The following is a 17,585-nucleotide window of genomic DNA, read 5'->3' as shown; positions in this document are numbered from 1 at the left end:
TCTGTCCCATGCCTACGCCCAAGACCATTCTGATCATCGACGACGACGACGACCTGCGCGAGGCCTTGGCCGAGCAGTTGAACCTTCACGAGGAGTTTCGGACCCAGCAGGCGTCGACCGCCACGGACGGGGTGCGGATGGGGCGCGAGATCCGCGCCGACCTGATCCTGCTGGACGTCGATCTGCCCGATATGGATGGCCGCGAGGCCTGTCGTCTGTTGCGCAAGGACGGGGTTTCGACGCCGGTGATCATGCTGACGGCGCAATCGGCGGACGCCGACGCCATCCTGGGTCTGGACGCCGGGGCCAACGACTATGTCACCAAGCCCTTCCGGTTCGCCGTGCTGCTGGCGCGCATCCGCGCCCATCTGCGCAGCCATGAACAGTCGGAAGACGCCGTCTTCACCATCGGCCCCTACGAGTTCCGGCCCGCCGCCAAGGTGCTGATGGACTCAAAGGGCAAGAAGGTGCGGTTGACCGAGAAGGAAACCAACATCCTGAAATACCTCTATCGCGCCGGGGCCAAACCGGTGTCGCGCGAAGAGTTGCTGACCGAGGTCTGGGGCTACAACGCCGGGGTCACGACCCATACGCTGGAAACCCATATCTATCGCCTGCGCCAGAAGATCGAGCCGGAGCCGGGCCACGCGCGTCTGCTGCTGACCGATGCGGGCGGATATCGGCTTCAACCCTAGAACCGTCTGGACGACAGCGTTCGCGCAGGCGATGAAACGGCATGATCGCCGCCTTCGCCCTCGCCGCCCTGCTCCAGCAATCACCGATGCCGTCCGTGGCGCCGGACGGCGTGTTCCGATCGCGCGGCTATGGTCTGGTGATCGTCCGCGCCGGGCAAGACATCCGGGTCTATCACGAGGTCGCCGGGGCCTGTTGGCCGGACCCCGATGGGGAAGATCTGAAAGACAGCTTCGCCGCCGTCGTCCCCGTGGCTGAGGGCATAGGCTTGACCGAAGCGCACGACGATCAGGCGAGCATCTATGTGTTCGACAGGCTGTCTGCTCTGCCCTCGGCTTGCCAACATCCAGATTCGAGCGACCGTGCCGCCGTCCTGGCCATCTCGGATTTGCTGCAGGCCTACTACCCCGGTTTCGAGGCCCGAAAAATCGATTTCCAAGCCCGTCGCAAAGAGGTGCTTGGGCGTCTTTCGCAGACGCCATCCCCCAGTCAGGCGTTCGCCGCCGCCGCCGAACTTCTATCAGGACTGGATGACGCACATATCGAATTGAGCGCAGAAATCGAAGGCCGCACGCAGGACCTTCAGGCGTCGAGCGGACGAACCCTGGAGGCGGTCAACGCCCGCTCCGAGCCAAGACCCGAAAGGGCGTGGCTGGGCGCATGGCGCGAAGGCGTCCTTCAGACCATTCTTGACGGTGAAGGTCACGCCGTCGCCAATAACCGGGTCTTTTGGGGGGTGCGCGACGGCGTAGGCTATCTGGCGATCGTGACCATGGGAGGGTTCGACGCCGAGGACGCCGCTTCCACAGAGCCGCTGGAAGCCGCGCTGGACGAAGCGATGATCGCTTTCGACGGGGCGCGAGCGGTCATTGTGGATGTGTCCAACAATCGCGGCGGCTATGACTCTGTCAGCCGGTTGATCGCGTCGCGTTTCGCCGACCAGCCGCGCGTCGCCTACACCAAGAGGGGCTGGGGATCGGGCGTCGCTCCGCAGGTCGTGGAGGTGCGACCCTCGGATCGACCGGGCTATCACGGCCCCGTCTGGCTTCTGACCAGCGACATCACCGTCAGCGCCGGCGAGACTTTCAGCCAGATGATGACGGTTCTGCCCAATGTCACGCACGCCGGGACCCGGACGAGAGGCGCGTTTTCGGATCAGAGCCCCGTCGTTCTCGCCAATGGTTGGCGCTTCGCCATGCCGATGGAGCTTTACGCCGATCCGCAAGGCCATCCGCTTGAAGGACGCGGGCTGACGCCGCAGGTCCGCATCGATCTCTATCCCGAGGGCGATCTGGACCATGGTCACGCTAAGGCCGTGAAGGCCTTGATGCGACGACTTTCGCATTAGGCCGCTTCATCTCGATCAAACCGGCGGACGGCCCAAGGCTGACGGAAGTTATCGGCGGATCGTGAAAAGCGGCAGGAAGACGTGCACCAGCGGGCCGATGGTCAGGGCGTAGAGCACCGTGCCCAAGCCGACCGAGCCGCCCAACAGCCAGCCGACGGCGATAACGCTGAGTTCGATGGCCGTCCGCACCCATTTCACCGGCCAGCCGGTGCGCGCGACGATACCGGTCATCAGGCCGTCGCGGGGACCAGGGCCGAGGCCTGCGCCGATATAGGCCCCGCTGGCCACGCCGTTCAGGACAATGCCGGCGATCAGCAGGCCGGCCCGCAGCGGTAGGTCCAGGTCGGACGGAATCCAGTCCAGGCCGAAGTTGGCGACCGTGCCGATGACCAGCACATTGGCGACAGTGCCGATCCCCGGCTTCTGGCGCAGGGGAATCCATAGCAGCAGCACGGCCATACCGATCAGATTGACCACCAAACCGAAGCTAATCCCGGCGGGTTTCGCGAACCGCTCGAACACCCCTTGGTTCAGCACGTCCCAGGGATCGAGTCCCAAATCGGCGCGAACGATCAGGGCGATGGACAGGCCATAAACAAACAAGCCGGCGAAAAGCTGGGTCAGGCGACGAGTCATAAATCGAAAAGATGCGCCAAACTGGCTATCGAAAAAAGAGCCAGTTATGCCATTCTGGCCCCATGTCGTTGCGGTCGATCGGTCTCGTTTCCCTGACGCGTCATCTTGGCGCTTGGCGATCGCCGGGTGCTGGCGCAGCCTATCGGCAGCTCGCGGGTGCAGTACGACTGCTGATTCTGGATGGCCGATTGCCCCTGGCGGCGCGGTTGCCTGGCGAACGGGAACTGGCCCAGGCGCTGGGCTTGAGCCGCACGACCGTCTCGGCCGCCTACGGCCGTTTGCGGGATGACGGGTTTCTGACCGGCGGGCAGGGCGCCGCCGCACGCACCAGCCTGCCGAACGGACCGGCGCCGCGTCATGAGGCGACGCCAACGGACAAGACCGGCCTGATCGACCTGACCGCCGCCGTCCTGCCGGCCGATCCCAATGTGCACGCGGCCTATGTCCGGGCGCTGGAGCGATTGCCGGCGAACCTGCCAGGACATGGTTATGAGACGACGGGGCTGGAGGAACTGCGCGAAGCGGTGGCTGCGGGATACCGGCGGCGCGGCCTGGCGACCTCGTCGGGGCAGATACTGATCACGCACGGCGCGCACAACGGCCTCGTGCATCTTCTGCGCCTGACGACGCGCCCCGGCACCCCGGTGGTGTTCGACCATCCCACCTATCCGCAGGCGATCGACGCCATCCTGGCGGCGGGCGGTCGCGCCGTGCCCGTCGCCTTGCCGGACGGCGAGGGCGAGGAGGGTTGGGATGTCGAGGGTCTGATTGCGGCCTGCCGAAGCAGCAATGCGGCGATGGCCTATCTGGTGCTGGACCACAACAATCCGACCGGGCGGATGATGCGAGCGGCGGACCGGACACGCTTGCTGGCGGGGCTGAAGGGATCGGAGACCCTGCTCGTGCTGGACGAGACCCTGGTCGAACTGACCTTGAGCGGACCGCCGGCCCTCAGCGCCTCCGCCGTCGATGCGCCGCGGATCGTCAGACTGGGTTCGATGTCCAAAAGCGTCTGGGGCGGTTTGCGCATCGGCTGGATCCGCGCTGACCGGGCGGTGATCCAGCGTCTGGCCCAAAGTCGCGCCAGCTTTGATCTGGGCGTTCCGATTCTGGAGCAGCTGGCGGCGGTCGAACTGTTGAACGATGGCGGCAAGGCCCTGGCGGCGCGCCGGCCCCTTCTACGAGCGCGCCGGGATCATCTGCGGGCGCGGCTTGCTGAAAAACTGCCTGACTGGGTCTGTCCGCGCCCGGCTGGGGGATTGTCCCTGTGGGCGCGTCTGCCCGGGCCGATCAGTTCCGCCCTCACGATTGCGGCCGAGGCCGAAGGCCTGCGCCTCGCCGCCGGTCCGCGATTCGGCGTCGACGGCGCCTTCGAACACCGGCTGCGCCTGCCCTATACCTTGCCGGAAGATCAGCTGGACGAGGCGGTGGTCCGGCTGGGGCGCGCCGCCAGAAAGGTCGGCAGGGGGGGGCAAAAGGCGCCGGCGTCCGTCAAGCCGGTCGCCGTCTATTGAGGATCAGACGTCCAGATCAACCGTGACCGGCGCGTGGTCGCTAGGACGTTCCCACTCGCGGACGTCGTCGTGGATGCGGGCGGTGTCCTTCACCACGGCGGGGGTCAGGCCGGGCGACGTCCAGATGTGGTCCAGGCGCAGACCGCGATTCGATTTGCGGAAGTCGGCGGCGCGATAGCTCCACCAGCTCGCCAGTTTCTGGGGCTCGGGGAAACGGTCGCGCAGCACGTCGGCGAAGCCGCCCGTCTCCTGAAGCCGGTTCAGGGTCTCCACCTCGATCGGCGTGTGGCTGACGATCTTGGACATGTAGCGGTGGTTCCAGACATCGCCTTCGCCGGGGGCGATATTGAAATCGCCGGCCATGACCAAGGGACGAGACTTGTCCTGCTTGGCCACGATGGCGGTCAGCTGTTCATAGAAGTCCATCTTGTGATCGAACTTGGGGTTCAGCGTCCGGTCGGGAACGTCGCCGCCGGCCGGGATGTAGAAGTTCTGCACGTCGATGCCGGACACGCGGGCCGAGACGCAGCGCGCGTGACCCAGTTTGCAGACCTGGAAGGTGTCGCTGTCCTCAAGCGGCAGACGGCTGGCGATGGCGACGCCGTGCCAGCCCTTCTGGCCCGCCACGCGAAGGTGGGGCAGGCCCATCTCCTCGAAGGCGCCGCGCGGAAACTGGTCGGTGGTGCATTTGATCTCCTGCAGCATCAGGACATCGGGCGCGCGTTCGGCGACGAAACGGGCGACCTGGTCGATGCGCAGGCGGACAGAGTTGATGTTCCAGGTGGCGAAGCGAAGGGTCATGCCCCCGTCTAGCAGGCGCGCGGCGTAAAAAAAGCCCGGCCGCGACGGGCCGGGCTATGGGAGGTTCGTCTCTCTCGCCGCCGGGGAGGGGGATATTCCAGGGCGGTAGAACGGCCGCCGCCGCTCGTGTGCTCAAAGTGTCACTGGCGAAAACAAAAGTCAAATTGTCACAAATGACGCTTGCGCGTGTTCATTGTGAAACAGTCGCGGCGCGAATCAGTCTCGCGGCGTTTGCGCCTGCGGCGCCGTCGCCCATTCGCCGCGCCAGTCGTAGCTGAGCGTCACGCAGTGCCGATAGGCCCCGTCCGACCACCGGCCCACGGCCTGCATGGTCAGGGGGCGGGGCGCACGCACGCGGCCCATGATCAGCCAGACCTCGTCGGCGCCGGGACACAGGGCGCGCGACAGGCCGCGGCCGTCGCCGTTCTGATCGATGGCGTAGATGTCGTTTTCCTCAGCGCCTTGCGGCAGGACGCGTCGCGCGGCGTCCGGTCCGCCGCGCGTGAAACCGGCCGTGCCGCGTGCAGTGGTGGAGAACAGACGCTCGACCTGCACCGCGCCGAACAGACCGCGCCGCACCTGCAAGGTGACGCCCTTGGTCAGCGCCTGGGTGATCCGGTCCGACGCATTGTAGGCCAGGTAGCGGGTGTCCGCATGGGCGGGCGCCGCCGCCGAACCGACGGCGATCAGGGCGAGAGCGGAGGCGGTGATACGGCGCATACGTCTCTCTTCCTTAGGTTTTGCGGCGAGAACGGGGCCTGATCCGATCAGTGCTCGCCGAGGCAGCGCAGCGCGACCTCGAGATTGCGCAGACCGTCTTCGCCGGTGACCGCCGGCGTTTCCCCGGTCGTGATGGCGCGAGCGAAGGCCTCCAGTTCTTTTTTCAGCGGTTCGGCCGGCCAGCTGTTCAGCATCCGGGTCGAGTAGGAGCCGTCCGGCTGCTGGCCGAAATATTCGGTGACTTGGCGCGTGATCAGATCGGCGACGATGAACTTGGTCTTGGTCGCGACCTGCAGCGTGCGGGTCTTGTAGGGGGTGACCCAGTTGGTGGTGATGTGGGCGATTACCCCGCTGTCCAAGCGGAACTGAAGCAAGGCCGTGTCCTCGCGATCAGCGCGCGTGCGGGCCAGTTGCGGCTGGACCTCGACGATCTCCGAGCCCGTCAGGTGGCGGATGATGTCGATGTCGTGCACCGCCAGGTCGATGACCACGCCGACCTCGCCCATGCGGGGCGGGAAAGGGCCGACGCGGGTGATCTGGATCGAGATGATGTCGTCGTCGGCGACGGCGCGCTTGACGGTCTCGACCGCCGGATTGAAGCGCTCGACCTGACCGACCATCAGGACCCGTTCATTGGCCTTGGCCGCATCGATCATGCGCTGGGCGTCGGCGACGCTGGCGGCGATCGGCTTTTCGACCAGGACGTGGACGCCCTTTTCCAGCAGGGCGACGCCGATTTCGGCGTGGAAGCGGTTGGGCGTGGCGACGATGGCGGCGTCCAGACCGGCGTCGACGAAGGCCTGGGCCGTCGTGACGGGCGATGCGCCATAGGCGGCGGCGACGCCCTCGGCCGTCACCGCATCGGGATCGAAGACGGTGGTCAGGTCGAACTCGCGCATCTCGGCCGCGACGCGCGCATGGTTGCGGCCCATGACGCCGACGCCAGCGACGCCGATCTTGAGGGCGGGAGTGTTCGGCATCGGCTTAGCCCTTGTAGCTGGCGACGGCGGCGACGACCTTGTCCTGGGTCGCCTCGTCCAGATCGGCGTGCATCGGCAGGCTGAGGACTTGGTCCTTCAACCGTTCGGTGACGGGCAGGCCGCCCGCGCCCTGCGGGAAGCGCTGATAGGCCGGCTGCATGTGCATGGGCACCGGATAATAGACGGCGGTGGGCACGCCGTGATCCTTCAGGTGCGCGGCCAGACCGTCGCGATCCTCATGCTCGATCGTGTACTGCGCCCAGATGGAGACGCCGCCGTCGATGACGTGGGGCACGGCCGAGACATGGGACGCGAGCAACTCGTTGTAGCGGGCGGCGATCCGGTTGCGCCATTCTATCTCCTGACCGAAGACCTTCAGCTTCTCGATCAGGATGGCGGCCTGGATGGTATCCAGCCGGCTGTTCATGCCGATGCGCATGGCCAGATATTTGGGGTCGTGGGCGAAGGCGGCGGCGCCGGCCTCCAGGTCCTTGGCGACGACCTTGCCGTGCACGCGCAGGGAATCCATTTCCTGCGCCAGATCGTCGTCGTTGGTCAGCACCGCACCGCCATCACCATAGCAGCCCAGGGGCTTGGCCGGGAAGAAGCTGGTCGTGGTGACGTCGGCCCACTTCAGCGGATGGTCGCCGCTCAGGGTGCAGCCGAAGCCCTGCGCCGAATCCGAGATCAGCTTTAGCCCATGGCGGTCGCAGATGGCGCGGATGGCGGGATAGTCGGCGGGCTGACCGAACAGATCGACGGCGATGACCACCTTGGGCGTCAGGCGACCTTCGGCCTTGACCGCTTCGATGGCCGCCTCGAGCTTGGCCGGGTCCATATTGTAGGTGTGAGCGTCGACGTCCACGAACACGGGCGAGGCGCCCAGCCACGGCACGACCTCGGCGGTGGCCGTGAAGGTGAAGCTGGGGCAGAAGACGGCGTCGCCGGTGCGGACGCCCCAGGCGATCAACGGCAGGATCAGGGCGTCGGTGCCGTTGCCGCAGCCCAAGGCGTGTTTGGCCTGACCGAAGGCGGCGAGGTCTGCCTCGAACTGGCGAACCTGCGGCCCCATCACCCAGGCGCCGCCGACGACGGCCTCCTGAACGGCGGCCTCGATCTTGCCGCCGAGGCGCTGGCGCTGGGCCTGAAGGTCGATGAAGGGGATCATGAGGGACGCTCTCCACGGGGGATCGGGGGCGGCGGCCGGACAGGCGGGCCGCGAATGTCGGGTCGTCCTAGCAAGATCGGGCGCGCGGGCCAAATCGCGCGGCGTCACATCGCGTTGCCCTTTGCTACCGCACACAGGTCTTGGCGCCCGTCGGCTTGCGTCCTAAGCCAGCGCCATGACGACGCTCTCCGCCGCCCGGACCAGGGTCTCGAACTGGCTGTTCGACCATGCCCTGCCGCTGTGGGCCGAGCAGGGCGTGGATGCGCAGGGGCGCTTCTTCGAGCAGCTGGATTTCGACGGCCGGCCGGTGAACGGTCTTCGTCGTCGCACACGGGTTCAGGCGCGCCAGGTCTATGTCTTCTGCGAAGCGGCCGCCTTGGGATGGGCGCAGGGCCGTGCGGTGGCCAAGGCCGGGCTGGATCAACTGATAGCCGACCGCCGGCGTGACGACGGCCTCTGGGTCTCGGCGACCGATGACGACGGCGTGGTGGTCGATGAGACGCCCGATCTCTACGACCTGGCCTTCGTCCTGTTCGCGCTCGCGGCGGCGCACCGCGTCCTGAATGATGCGCGAGCGCGGCCTCTGGCGCTTGAGACGCTGGCCGCGATCGACCGGTTGATGGCGTCTTCGCAGGGAGGATGGGAGGAGGCCCTGCCGCCGCGCCTCCCGCGTCGGCAAAATCCCCACATGCATATGCTGGAGGCCATGCTGGCCTGGCAGGCGATCGCGCCCGATCCGGCGTTCGAGGCGGCGGCGCGGGTGTCGCTGGATCTGTGCAAACACTGCTTCCTGATCGACGGCGCGATCCGCGAATATTTCACTGAGGACTGGTCCGCCGATACAGCGACGGGTCACGTGATCGAGCCGGGCCACCTCGAAGAATGGGCCTGGCTGCTGAAACAAGCCGGGGAAGATTCAGAGCTGGCCACGGCGCTGCATCGTCGGGCGGGAGCGCAGGGTTATCGCGACGGATTCGCCATCCGCGAGATCGGCCCGGCGGGAGAGACGCTGAATGGCGGGCGGCGTCTGTGGGCCCAAACCGAGGCCATCCGCACGGGGTTGAGTTTTGGCGACGCGGGCGTTTCAGACTTGGTCGCCGCCGTGTTCGACACGCATCTGGCGACCGCTGTGCCGGGTCTATGGGTGGACAGCTACGACGCCCAAGGCCGCTCTCACGATGCGGCAGCGCCTGCGTCCAGCCTCTATCACCTGATGACCGCCTTTTCTGAATTGCTTCGGAGCGACGCATGACCCGCTGGCCCGCCGCCTTTCTGGATCGGGACGGGGTGCTGATAGTGGACAGCGGTTATCCGCATCGGCCTGAGGACCTGAAGCTGATCCCGGGCGCGGCGGCGGCGGTGCGGCGGATGAACCAGGCCGGCTATCGCACCGTGATCGTGACGAACCAGTCGGGCGTGGCGCGGGGCCTGTTCAGCGAAGAGACGATGAACGTCTTTAACGATCTGCTGGTCGCGCGACTGGCCGAAGAGGGGGCGATCATCGACGCCGTCTATTCCGCGCCCTTCCATCCCGAGGCGGTCGAGGCGCGCTATCGCCATCCCGACCACCCTGATCGTAAACCCAATCCGGGCATGTTGCTGCGGGCCATCGCCGAGCACGCTCTGGATCCGACCCAGTCCTTCATCATCGGCGATCAAAAGCGCGATCTGCAGGCCGGCGAGCGGGCCGGGGTGGCGGGCTATCTCTTCGAAGGCGGCGATCTGGACGCTTTCGTCCGCTATGTGGTCGGTCTCTAAGACCGAGCGTCGCATTTCCTCGGCTGGTGAATTACTCTGAGCCAAAATCGGAGGACATCGCCAATGAGCGCGCCCTATCCATTCGTCGAACGCCGCTGGACCTCGCCGGATGGCCTCTCTCTCTTTGCGCGGGATTATGCGCCCGCCGCCGGAACTGCGCGGCCGCCGGTGATCGCCATCCACGGCCTGACCCGAAACAGCGCCGATTTCGAAGCCATCGCACCGCTCTTGGCCCAGAGCGGGCGGCGGGTGCTGGCGGTGGATGTGCGTGGACGTGGCCTATCGGACCGTGCGCCCGACCCCATGACCTATATGCCCGACGTCTATGCGCGCGACGTTCTGGCCCTGATGGAGCAGGCCGGGATCGATAGAGCGGTCTTCATCGGCACCTCCATGGGCGGGTTGATCACCATGGCGCTGACGGCGATGCGGCCCAAGGCGGTGGTCGCGGCCATCTTGAACGACATCGGGCCGGAGGTGGCGCCGGAAGGTCTGGCGCGCATCGCCGCCTACAGCGGTCAGCCCGTCGAGATCGGCTCTTGGGCCGATGCGGCGGCCTATGCAAAGCGGATCAATGCGGTGGCGTTCCCGCACTATACGGATGCGGACTGGGACGCCTTCGCCCGGCGCATTTTCCGCCAGCAGCCGGACGGTGAGATCGCGCTGGACTACGATCCCGACATCGCCGTGCCGATCCGCGCGGCGGGGGCTAAGGCGCTGGTCCCGAACCTGTGGCCGATGTTCCGGCGGCTGGCGAAGAAGAAGCTGACGCTGCTGGTGCGGGGCGCTGTTTCGGACCTCCTGAGCGCCGACATCGCCGCGCGGATGAAGAAGGCGGCCCCGACCATGGCCTATGTCGAGGTTCCCGGCATCGGCCACGCGCCCATGCTGGACGAGGCCGAGGCCAGGGCCGCGATCTTCGAATTCCTGGCCGAGGTCGATTAGTCCCTGGTCGGATCGACCCGCGACGCATCGCCGTAGGTCAGGGCTAGGAAGACGTCCTCCAGGTCCGGATCTTCGGTGGTGATGTCGGCGATGGTGACGCCGGCGGCGCGCACGGCGTTGATGACCTGTTCGACCGACGACTGCCCCTTCTTGTAGGCGACCGCGAAGGCACCGCCCGGACGAGGCGTCACCTCGAAACCGGCCAGCACCGGCGGCGTCGCCTGTGGCGTTTCCGGGGTCACGACGACATTGCGGCTGTCTAGCCGGCGTAGCAGTTGCGGCGTCGGCTCGCAGGCCACCACCTCGCCCCGGTTGACGATGGCGATGGTGTCGCAAAGCTCCTGGGCCTCTTCGAGATAGTGGGTGGTCAGGACGATGGTCACCCCCTCTTCGTTGATGCGGCGGACGTAGGCCCACAGCTGGCGACGCAGTTCGACGTCCACGCCGGCCGTCGGCTCGTCCAGGATCAGGATGGGCGGATTGTGGACCAGGGCCTTGGCCACCATCAGGCGGCGCTTCATGCCGCCGGACAGGGCGCGGACATAGGCGTTGGCCTTGTCCGACAGGCCCAGCGCGGCCAGAAGTTCGTCGGACCGGCGCTCGTCCTTGGGCACGCCGTAAAAGCCCGCCTGCACTTCCAGCGATTCGCGCGGGGTGAAGAAGACGTCGGCGACGATCTCCTGCGGCACAACACCTAGAGCGGCGGCGGCGTCGCGCGGCTCCTTGTCGATGTCCCGGCCCCAGATGGTCACCGAGCCTTCGGACTTCTTCACCACCCCGGCCAGGATGTTGATCAGGGTCGACTTGCCGGCGCCGTTCGGGCCCAGCAGGCCGAAAACCGAGCCGCGCGGAATGACCAGATCGACGCCGCGCAGGGCCGTCTTGGGGGCAGCCTTCTTGGACCCGGCATAGGTCTTCTTCAGTCCCCGCACCTCGATGGCGTTGTCGGGCAGGGCAGGGGTCTCAGACATGGTCGGTTATTTACTCGGACGGGACGGCGAGCGGCATAGGTAGGGCGAGGGACCGCAATCGCCAACCTGTCTAACCAACCGTGTTAGACAAGCAGGCCTGTCCATGTGTCAATGACGCTTGACTTGAGTATTTCGCGTGTCTAGCTTGCTTGTCATAAAGACAACTGAACTTGATGGAGACCGCCATGATCCCCGTTCAAAAAGCCAAGACGCCTCTGACCCGCACCCGCCTGATCGGCTTCGTCGCCATGGCGGTCTGCGCCATCGGCTACATCGGTGGAGGACTGGCGCTGCTGGCGGGCAAGACCGATCAGATCGAGATGACGCATGCCGCCATCGCCGGCGCCACCCTGCTGCTGATCGGAGAGATCGGTCTGTGGGTCGGCGCGGCCTGTCTGGGCCTGACGCTGTTCAAGAAGCGCAAGGCGATGCTGAACCGTCTTCTGGGCCGTCGCCCGGGGGCGCCCAGCGAGGTTTGACCTTCGGGGCCGGTCCGCCTAGGAAGCCCGCAAGCCTTTCAGACCCGGACCGGACCATGCCTCCCCGCCATTCCGACGCCATCATCCCGCCGCCCGAAGAGATCGTCGTCTCGACCAAACGCGTGGCCTGCGACGGCGGCGGCGGGGCGCTGGGGCATCCGCTGGTCTATATGGACATGGGCGAGGACGACTTCATCGAGTGCGGCTATTGCGACCGGCGTTTCGTCCTGTCGGCCCACGCCCACGACGAGAACGAATATCTGAGCCCCGCGGCCCGCGCACCCGAGGCCCACTGAGACCGTAACCTCAGTTCAGTCGCGGTGTCGCGGCGGTTGGGTCTATAGACGGCTGACACGCTGTTCGGACGGAGACGAGCCTTGCGCTATCTGCACACCATGGTCCGGGTAAAGGACATCGACGCCTCGCTGCACTTCTATTGCGACCTTCTGGGTCTGCAGGAGGTGCGCCGCACCGAGAACGAGGCGGGTCGGTTCACGCTCGTGTTTCTTGCCGCGCCCAAAAATCTGGAACAGTCGGCGGCGGAACGCTGCCCCGAGGTCGAGCTGACCTTCAACTGGGATCCGGAAGAATATCAGGGTGGCCGCAACTTCGGTCACCTGGCTTATAAGGTCGATGACATCTACGCCGCCTGCCAGAAGCTGATGGACGGCGGTGTGACGATCAACCGTCCGCCGCGCGACGGCCACATGGCTTTCGTCCGCTCGCCCGACGGCATCTCCATCGAACTGCTTCAGGAAGGCGCGCCGCTGGCGCCGGCCGAGCCTTGGGCCTCCATGCCGAACGTCGGCGCCTGGTGATGACGGCGCGGACGGCGGCTCTGCTGACGGTTGCGGCGGTCGTGCTGTCGGCCTGCGCCTCGACCACCGAAAGCAACACCGGCCGCACGGCGACGGAGCAGCTGCTCTTGGCGCGCGCCTCGGACCGGGCGGTCGAGGGGCTGGTCCTGCCGCTGCCGACGGGCGCTTCGGTCTTCATCGACGACGCCTATTTCCAGGGCGAGGGCACCCGCTACGCCGTCAGCGCGATCCGCGGCGCGATCTCGGACGCCGGTTTCAGCCTGGCCCGCAACAAGGACGAGGCGAACGCCGTGTTCGAAATCCGCGCCGGCGCCCTGTCGCTGGAGCAGATGCGGCGCGTCTTCGGCATTCCCGAGATGCGGATCCCGATCAACGAGACCTTCAACGTCGTCTCCCTGCCGGAACTGTCGGTCTACAGCCACCGGGACCGGGTCGGGGTCGCCGAGTTTTCCGGCTTCCTCTACGAAGCCAAGACCGGTGCGCCGCTGGGCGCCGTCATGCCGATGATCGGCACCTATCGCATCCGCAGCCACAAGGCCTTCATGGTCGTGTCCTGGGGCCAGCAGCAGGCCCAGCCGGGTCAACGCGATCCGGGATCGAGCTGGACTGAATTCTGACGCTGACGCGGGGGCGTTGGAGCCCTATGTTCCGGCCATGACCGAGACGACCGCGCCCGAAAATCCAGAGACCGAACGCCCGATGACGCAGGACGGCCCTGCGCTGCGGCTGTGGATGATCGACGCCTCGGCCTACATCTTTCGCGCCTATCATGCCCTGCCGCCTCTGACGCGCAAGTCCGACGGCCTGCCGGTCGGCGCGGTCCAGGGCTACTGCAACATGTTGTGGAAGCTGCTGAAGGACATGAAGGGCGCGGATGGCCCGACCCATCTGGTGGCCATCTTCGACCACTCGGAAAAGACGTTCCGCAACACCCTGTACGATCAGTACAAGGCCCATCGCCCGCCGCCGCCCGAGGATCTGGTCCCGCAGTTTCCGCTGGTGCGCGAGGCGACGGCGGCGTTCGGTGTGCATTGCGTCGAACTGCCCGGCTATGAGGCCGACGACCTGATCGCCACCTACGCCTGCAAGGCGCGAGATGCGGGCGGTGAGGCGGTGATCGTCTCGTCGGACAAGGATCTGATGCAGCTGATCGGCGGCGGCGTGGTGATGTGGGATCCGATGAAGGACCGGCGTCTGGCCGAGCCTGAGGTCTTCGAAAAGTTCGGCGTCGGCCCCGAGAAGATGGTCGATCTGCAGGCCCTGATCGGCGACAGCGTCGACAACGTCCCCGGCGCGCCAGGCATCGGACCGAAGACGGCGGCGCAGCTGCTGGACGAATACGGCGATCTGGACACCCTGCTGGCCAACGCCGGCGAGATCAAACAGCCAAAGCGCCGCCAGACTCTGATCGACTTCGCCGACCAGATTCGTCTGTCGCGCGAACTGGTGCGACTGACCTGCGATGCGCCGGCGCCTGAGGCGATCGAGGATTTCGCCGTGCGCGATCCCGATCCCGCGATCCTGTCGGCCTTTTTGGAGACGATGGAGTTCCGCTCGCTTCAGCGCCGCGTCGGCGACGGCAAGGCCGGGCCCAGCGACGTTTCCGCCTTTGCGCCCAAACGCGCGCCGAACCTGAACGCGCCGGTCGCCACCCCTCGCTACGGCCAGGTCGTCGAAGGCCCCGCCGAGGTTCAGACCTTCGATCACGCGGCCTACGAATGCGTCCAGACCGAGGAGGCGCTGGATCGCTGGATCGCGCGCGCGACCGAGGTCGGCGTTGTCGGCTTCGACACTGAGACGGATACGCTGTCGGCGACCCATGCGGGCCTGTGCGGCGTGTCGCTGGCGGTGGGGCCGAACGAGGCCTGCTACATCCCCCTAACGCACGAGCACGAGCCGCAGGCCGGCGAGGGCGGCTTGTTTGGCGAAGCGGGCGAGGCGCCCGAGCCGATCCATCAGCTGGACAAGCCCACGACCCTGGCCAAGCTGAAGACGTTGCTGGAAGACCCGTCGGTCCTGAAGGTGCTTCAGAACGCCAAATACGACATCGCCGTCATGGCGCGTCGGGGCATCCGCGTCGCGCCCTATGACGACACGATGCTGATGTCCTATGTACTGGAGGGCGGGCTTCACGGGCACGGCATGGACGAGTTGGCGCGCCTGCACCTGGGTCACGAGCCGATTCCGTTCAAGAGCGTGGCGGGGACCGGCAAGAGCCAGAAATCCTTCAAGCACGTCGCGCTGAAGCCGGCCTCGGAATATGCCGCCGAGGATGCGGATGTGACCCTGCGGCTTTGGCGGATCCTGAAACCCCGGCTGGCGCGTGAGGGCCTGTCCACCGTTTATGAGACGTTGGAACGCAGCATGCCGACGGTGCTGGCGGACATGGAGCTGAACGGGGTTCGCATCGACCCCGACCGGCTGAAGCGGCTGTCCAGCGAGTTCGGCCTGCGCATGGCCGAGCTGGAGGCCCAGGCTCATGAGATCGCCGGGCGGCCCTTCAATATCGGCTCGCCGCGCCAGATCGGCGAGATTCTGTTCGGCGAACTGAACCTGCCGGGCGGCAAGAAGACCGCCTCAGGGCAGTGGGGCACCGACGCCAGCGTGCTGGAGGAGTTGGCGCTCAGCCACGATCTGCCGCGCACGATCCTGGACTGGCGCCAGCTGTCCAAGCTGAAGGGCACCTATACCGACGCCCTGACCGCCGCCGCCGACCCCAAGACCGACCGGGTGCACACAAGCTATCAACTGGCCGCCGCCACCACGGGTCGTCTAGCGTCCAGCGATCCCAATCTGCAGAATATCCCGATCCGCACCGAGACAGGCCGCGAAATTCGCCAGGCCTTCATCGCCGCGCCCGGCAATGTCCTGATCAGCGCCGACTACAGCCAGATCGAGCTGCGCCTTCTGGCCCATATCGGCGACATCCCCGAGCTGAAGCGCGCCTTCAAGGCGGGACTGGATATTCACGCGGCGACGGCGTCCGAGATGTTCGGCGTGCCGGTCGAGGGCATGCCGTCCGAGACCCGCCGGCGCGCCAAGGCGATCAACTTCGGCATCGTCTACGGCATTTCGGCCTTCGGCCTGGCCAACCAGCTGGGCATCGATCAGGGCGAGGCGGGGGCCTATATCAAGACCTATTTCGAACGATTCCCCGGCATCCGCGCCTATATGGACAAGACCAAGGCCGAGGTGCGCCAGACCGGCTTCGTCTCGACCGTCTTCGGCCGCCGCATCCACATCCCGGCCATCCACTCCAAGTCCGGCGCCGAGCGCCAGTTCGGCGAGCGCGCCGCCATCAACGCCCCGATCCAGGGCGCGGCCGCCGACATCATCCGCCGCGCCATGATCCGCATGCCCGCCGCCCTGACCGAAGCGGGCCTTGCTACGCGCATGCTGCTTCAGGTCCACGACGAACTGGTGTTCGAGGCGCCGGAAGCCGAGGCCGAGCGCGCCATCGCCGTCATCAAACGCGTGATGGAAAATGCGTCAGATCCAGCGGTCGCCCTGACCGTGCCGCTGGTGGTGGATGCCCGCGCGGCGTCGAATTGGGACGCAGCGCACTAGGATCGGGCTAGGCGGCGATCATGCCGATGTCGTCGGGGAGTTCGCCGCGGCCGAGCAGGCCGGTTTCGAAGTCCATGAAGATGTCCATCAGCTCCTCGACGTTCACCGGAGCGGCGGAGGAGCTGAAGCGGAAACGCCAGTAGCTGACGATGTGCTGAACGGCGCCCAGCTGGTCGCCCAGCTTTGCGAACATGGACGGGGCGTCCAGAAGGAAATCACGGAAAGCGATAGGGCGGCCTTCCTGGGTCAATTTGGCGTAGGCGTCGTCATAGACGCGCAGGGTTCTGCTGACTTCGTCGCACGTCTTGATGATGCGGCCGCGCAGGACATCGCGGCTGCGCGCCAGATATTCCTTGGCGGCACGATCGACCTTGCCGACGGGCTTGATCGTACGCACCGCCTCGGCGACGCCGGCGACCTCGCCCAGCAAGGCGGCGAGCGTCCACTTGTAATAGAGGAAGCCCTTCCAGCAGAAGACGCCCTCCTGATACTGTTCGGGCGCCAGGCGCAGCGTCAGTCTCAGGGCGTCCAGCTGATCACCGGGCGTGTTTGACAGAATCTTGGACGCCATCCGCCCGGCGGAATCCGAATTTACAGCTACCGTATCCGCGCCCAGGCTCAGCGTCACCAGCGGCTCGATCTCGCTGCGGACGAAGGCCAGCATGCGCTGAAGATCACTGTCGCTGATCGAGAAGTAGCAGGGCGAGGGGTCCAGGCCGCCGCGGCGCAACTGTTCGCGCAGCAAAAAGGGGTCCAGAGACGGCAGTTTGTCGATCAGGCGCAGGGTGTCGATATCGGGATGGTTGGGCGCCACGCCGAACGCCTCCATCATCATCCGCTCGAAGCCGATCTGATTGACGAAGACATATCGGCCGCCGGTCTTCAGGTCCGCATCGTCGATAGGGATGACGACCTTGGTCGCGACCTGGCGTCGGCCGGTGAACAGATCAGTCTCGTTGCGCCGGAGACGATGTTTGATGATCAGGGCGCGGTTCAGCGCCGCCGTAAGGAAGATCGGACGCGCCGCCCAGTCGGGATTGCGCACGGCGCCATCGGGCGCGCTGTCGCCGTTCTCCTCCCACACGCGCAGCAAATTCAGCACGCGAGCGGTAGAGGCAGAGCTCTTGAGATGCTCCAGGTTGCGGACGGCGCGATCAGTCATGGCGCTGACGTTACGCCAACAATCG

General features: G+C 66.3%; 18 protein-coding genes. 11 read left to right on the top strand and 7 right to left on the bottom strand.

The window, feature by feature from the left end:
* Window positions 1–8 precede the first annotated feature (8 nt).
* Together E7T10_RS01565 and E7T10_RS01560 are read left to right on the top strand one after the other, a co-directional pair.
* Window positions 9–695 carry a response regulator transcription factor gene (locus tag E7T10_RS01565; RefSeq protein WP_039246636.1) on the top strand — a complete coding sequence of 229 codons (687 nt, stop codon included), beginning with the start codon at window positions 9–11 and terminating at the stop codon, window positions 693–695.
* Window positions 696–736: 41 nt separating this feature from the next.
* Window positions 737–2,041, top strand: a complete 1,305-nt coding sequence (locus E7T10_RS01560; RefSeq protein ID WP_137720439.1) for a S41 family peptidase — start codon at window positions 737–739, stop codon at window positions 2,039–2,041.
* Between the two features lie 48 nt (window positions 2,042–2,089).
* Here the strand turns inward: E7T10_RS01560 and E7T10_RS01555 are convergent, their stop codons facing one another.
* A complete protein-coding gene (locus E7T10_RS01555) occupies window positions 2,090–2,677 on the bottom strand; it encodes a YitT family protein (protein WP_137720438.1) in 588 nt (195 codons plus the stop codon).
* Between the two features lie 11 nt (window positions 2,678–2,688).
* Here E7T10_RS01555 and E7T10_RS01550 point away from each other — a divergent pair, with 11 nt between their 5' ends.
* Window positions 2,689–4,191, top strand: a complete 1,503-nt coding sequence (locus E7T10_RS01550) for a PLP-dependent aminotransferase family protein (protein ID WP_371275894.1) — start codon at window positions 2,689–2,691, stop codon at window positions 4,189–4,191.
* 3 nt (window positions 4,192–4,194) lie between these two features.
* Here the strand turns inward: E7T10_RS01550 and xth are convergent, their stop codons facing one another.
* The 4 genes from xth to E7T10_RS01530 all read right to left on the bottom strand — a co-directional run bounded on the left by xth (window position 4,195) and on the right by E7T10_RS01530 (window position 7,860).
* Window positions 4,195–4,992 (bottom strand): exodeoxyribonuclease III, encoded by a 798-nt coding sequence (gene xth, locus E7T10_RS01545; protein ID WP_137720436.1) that lies wholly within the window; start codon window positions 4,990–4,992, stop codon window positions 4,195–4,197.
* A 216-nt stretch (window positions 4,993–5,208) separates the two neighbouring features.
* A complete protein-coding gene (locus tag E7T10_RS01540) occupies window positions 5,209–5,712 on the bottom strand; it encodes a hypothetical protein (protein ID WP_137720435.1) in 504 nt (167 codons plus the stop codon).
* Between the two features lie 47 nt (window positions 5,713–5,759).
* Window positions 5,760–6,692: a Gfo/Idh/MocA family protein gene (locus tag E7T10_RS01535; protein WP_137720434.1), complete on the bottom strand. Its 933-nt coding sequence runs from the start codon at window positions 6,690–6,692 to the stop codon at window positions 5,760–5,762.
* A 4-nt stretch (window positions 6,693–6,696) separates the two neighbouring features.
* On the bottom strand, window positions 6,697–7,860 hold the full coding sequence (locus E7T10_RS01530) for a DegT/DnrJ/EryC1/StrS aminotransferase family protein (protein WP_137720433.1): 1,164 nt from the start codon (window positions 7,858–7,860) through the stop codon (window positions 6,697–6,699).
* 175 nt (window positions 7,861–8,035) lie between these two features.
* Between E7T10_RS01530 and E7T10_RS01525 the strand changes: the two genes are divergently transcribed.
* The 3 genes from E7T10_RS01525 to E7T10_RS01515 all read left to right on the top strand — a co-directional run bounded on the left by E7T10_RS01525 (window position 8,036) and on the right by E7T10_RS01515 (window position 10,563).
* The gene (locus E7T10_RS01525; RefSeq protein WP_137720432.1) at window positions 8,036–9,112 is read left to right on the top strand and encodes an AGE family epimerase/isomerase; all 1,077 of its coding nucleotides are present in this window, start codon (window positions 8,036–8,038) and stop codon (window positions 9,110–9,112) included.
* Window positions 9,109–9,618: an HAD-IIIA family hydrolase gene (locus E7T10_RS01520; protein WP_137720431.1), complete on the top strand. Its 510-nt coding sequence runs from the start codon at window positions 9,109–9,111 to the stop codon at window positions 9,616–9,618. Before E7T10_RS01525 ends, E7T10_RS01520 begins: the two co-directional genes overlap by 4 nt.
* Window positions 9,619–9,681: 63 nt before the next feature.
* Window positions 9,682–10,563 (top strand): alpha/beta fold hydrolase, encoded by an 882-nt coding sequence (locus E7T10_RS01515; protein WP_137720430.1) that lies wholly within the window; start codon window positions 9,682–9,684, stop codon window positions 10,561–10,563.
* Here E7T10_RS01515 and E7T10_RS01510 read toward each other — a convergent pair.
* Window positions 10,560–11,534, bottom strand: coding sequence for an ABC transporter ATP-binding protein (locus E7T10_RS01510; protein ID WP_055809533.1), 975 nt, complete (start codon window positions 11,532–11,534; stop codon window positions 10,560–10,562). The genes E7T10_RS01515 and E7T10_RS01510 overlap by 4 nt on opposite strands.
* Window positions 11,535–11,719: 185 nt before the next feature.
* Here E7T10_RS01510 and E7T10_RS01505 point away from each other — a divergent pair, with 185 nt between their 5' ends.
* The 5 genes from E7T10_RS01505 (at window position 11,720) to polA (ending at window position 16,398) form a co-directional block, all read left to right on the top strand.
* A complete protein-coding gene (locus E7T10_RS01505) occupies window positions 11,720–12,013 on the top strand; it encodes a hypothetical protein (protein WP_246846072.1) in 294 nt (97 codons plus the stop codon).
* 56 nt (window positions 12,014–12,069) lie between these two features.
* On the top strand, window positions 12,070–12,309 hold the full coding sequence (locus E7T10_RS01500) for a zinc-finger domain-containing protein (protein ID WP_137720429.1): 240 nt from the start codon (window positions 12,070–12,072) through the stop codon (window positions 12,307–12,309).
* Window positions 12,310–12,390: 81 nt separating this feature from the next.
* Window positions 12,391–12,831, top strand: coding sequence for a VOC family protein (locus tag E7T10_RS01495; RefSeq protein ID WP_137720428.1), 441 nt, complete (start codon window positions 12,391–12,393; stop codon window positions 12,829–12,831).
* Entirely contained in the window at window positions 12,831–13,448 is a 618-nt protein-coding gene (locus tag E7T10_RS01490) for a DUF6655 family protein (protein ID WP_137720427.1), read from the top strand. The genes E7T10_RS01495 and E7T10_RS01490 overlap by 1 nt, the downstream gene beginning before the upstream one ends.
* Window positions 13,449–13,485: 37 nt before the next feature.
* A complete protein-coding gene (gene polA / locus E7T10_RS01485; protein ID WP_137720426.1) occupies window positions 13,486–16,398 on the top strand; it encodes a DNA polymerase I in 2,913 nt (970 codons plus the stop codon).
* Between the two features lie 7 nt (window positions 16,399–16,405).
* On the opposite strand, the gene E7T10_RS01480 is transcribed toward polA, so the two are convergent.
* Window positions 16,406–17,560, bottom strand: coding sequence for a hypothetical protein (locus E7T10_RS01480; RefSeq protein ID WP_137720425.1), 1,155 nt, complete (start codon window positions 17,558–17,560; stop codon window positions 16,406–16,408).
* Window positions 17,561–17,585: the final 25 nt, after the last annotated feature.

This window comes from Brevundimonas sp. SGAir0440, from assembly GCF_005484585.1.
GTDB lineage: Bacteria > Pseudomonadota > Alphaproteobacteria > Caulobacterales > Caulobacteraceae > Brevundimonas.
Note: the sequence above shows the minus strand (reverse complement) of the source record. Positions and strands in the feature narration are given on the sequence as shown.

Coding starts and splice junctions, on each gene's coding strand:
- E7T10_RS01565 (WP_039246636.1), top strand. CDS start 9: ATGCCTACGCCCAAGACCATTCTGATCATCGACGACGACGACGACCTG.
- E7T10_RS01560 (WP_137720439.1), top strand. CDS start 737: ATGATCGCCGCCTTCGCCCTCGCCGCCCTGCTCCAGCAATCACCGATG.
- E7T10_RS01555 (WP_137720438.1), bottom strand. CDS start 2,677: ATGACTCGTCGCCTGACCCAGCTTTTCGCCGGCTTGTTTGTTTATGGC.
- E7T10_RS01550 (WP_371275894.1), top strand. CDS start 2,689: ATGCGCCAAACTGGCTATCGAAAAAAGAGCCAGTTATGCCATTCTGGC.
- xth (WP_137720436.1), bottom strand. CDS start 4,992: ATGACCCTTCGCTTCGCCACCTGGAACATCAACTCTGTCCGCCTGCGC.
- E7T10_RS01540 (WP_137720435.1), bottom strand. CDS start 5,712: ATGCGCCGTATCACCGCCTCCGCTCTCGCCCTGATCGCCGTCGGTTCG.
- E7T10_RS01535 (WP_137720434.1), bottom strand. CDS start 6,692: ATGCCGAACACTCCCGCCCTCAAGATCGGCGTCGCTGGCGTCGGCGTC.
- E7T10_RS01530 (WP_137720433.1), bottom strand. CDS start 7,860: ATGATCCCCTTCATCGACCTTCAGGCCCAGCGCCAGCGCCTCGGCGGC.
- E7T10_RS01525 (WP_137720432.1), top strand. CDS start 8,036: ATGACGACGCTCTCCGCCGCCCGGACCAGGGTCTCGAACTGGCTGTTC.
- E7T10_RS01520 (WP_137720431.1), top strand. CDS start 9,109: ATGACCCGCTGGCCCGCCGCCTTTCTGGATCGGGACGGGGTGCTGATA.
- E7T10_RS01515 (WP_137720430.1), top strand. CDS start 9,682: ATGAGCGCGCCCTATCCATTCGTCGAACGCCGCTGGACCTCGCCGGAT.
- E7T10_RS01510 (WP_055809533.1), bottom strand. CDS start 11,534: ATGTCTGAGACCCCTGCCCTGCCCGACAACGCCATCGAGGTGCGGGGA.
- E7T10_RS01505 (WP_246846072.1), top strand. CDS start 11,720: ATGATCCCCGTTCAAAAAGCCAAGACGCCTCTGACCCGCACCCGCCTG.
- E7T10_RS01500 (WP_137720429.1), top strand. CDS start 12,070: ATGCCTCCCCGCCATTCCGACGCCATCATCCCGCCGCCCGAAGAGATC.
- E7T10_RS01490 (WP_137720427.1), top strand. CDS start 12,831: ATGACGGCGCGGACGGCGGCTCTGCTGACGGTTGCGGCGGTCGTGCTG.
- polA (WP_137720426.1), top strand. CDS start 13,486: ATGACCGAGACGACCGCGCCCGAAAATCCAGAGACCGAACGCCCGATG.
- E7T10_RS01480 (WP_137720425.1), bottom strand. CDS start 17,560: ATGACTGATCGCGCCGTCCGCAACCTGGAGCATCTCAAGAGCTCTGCC.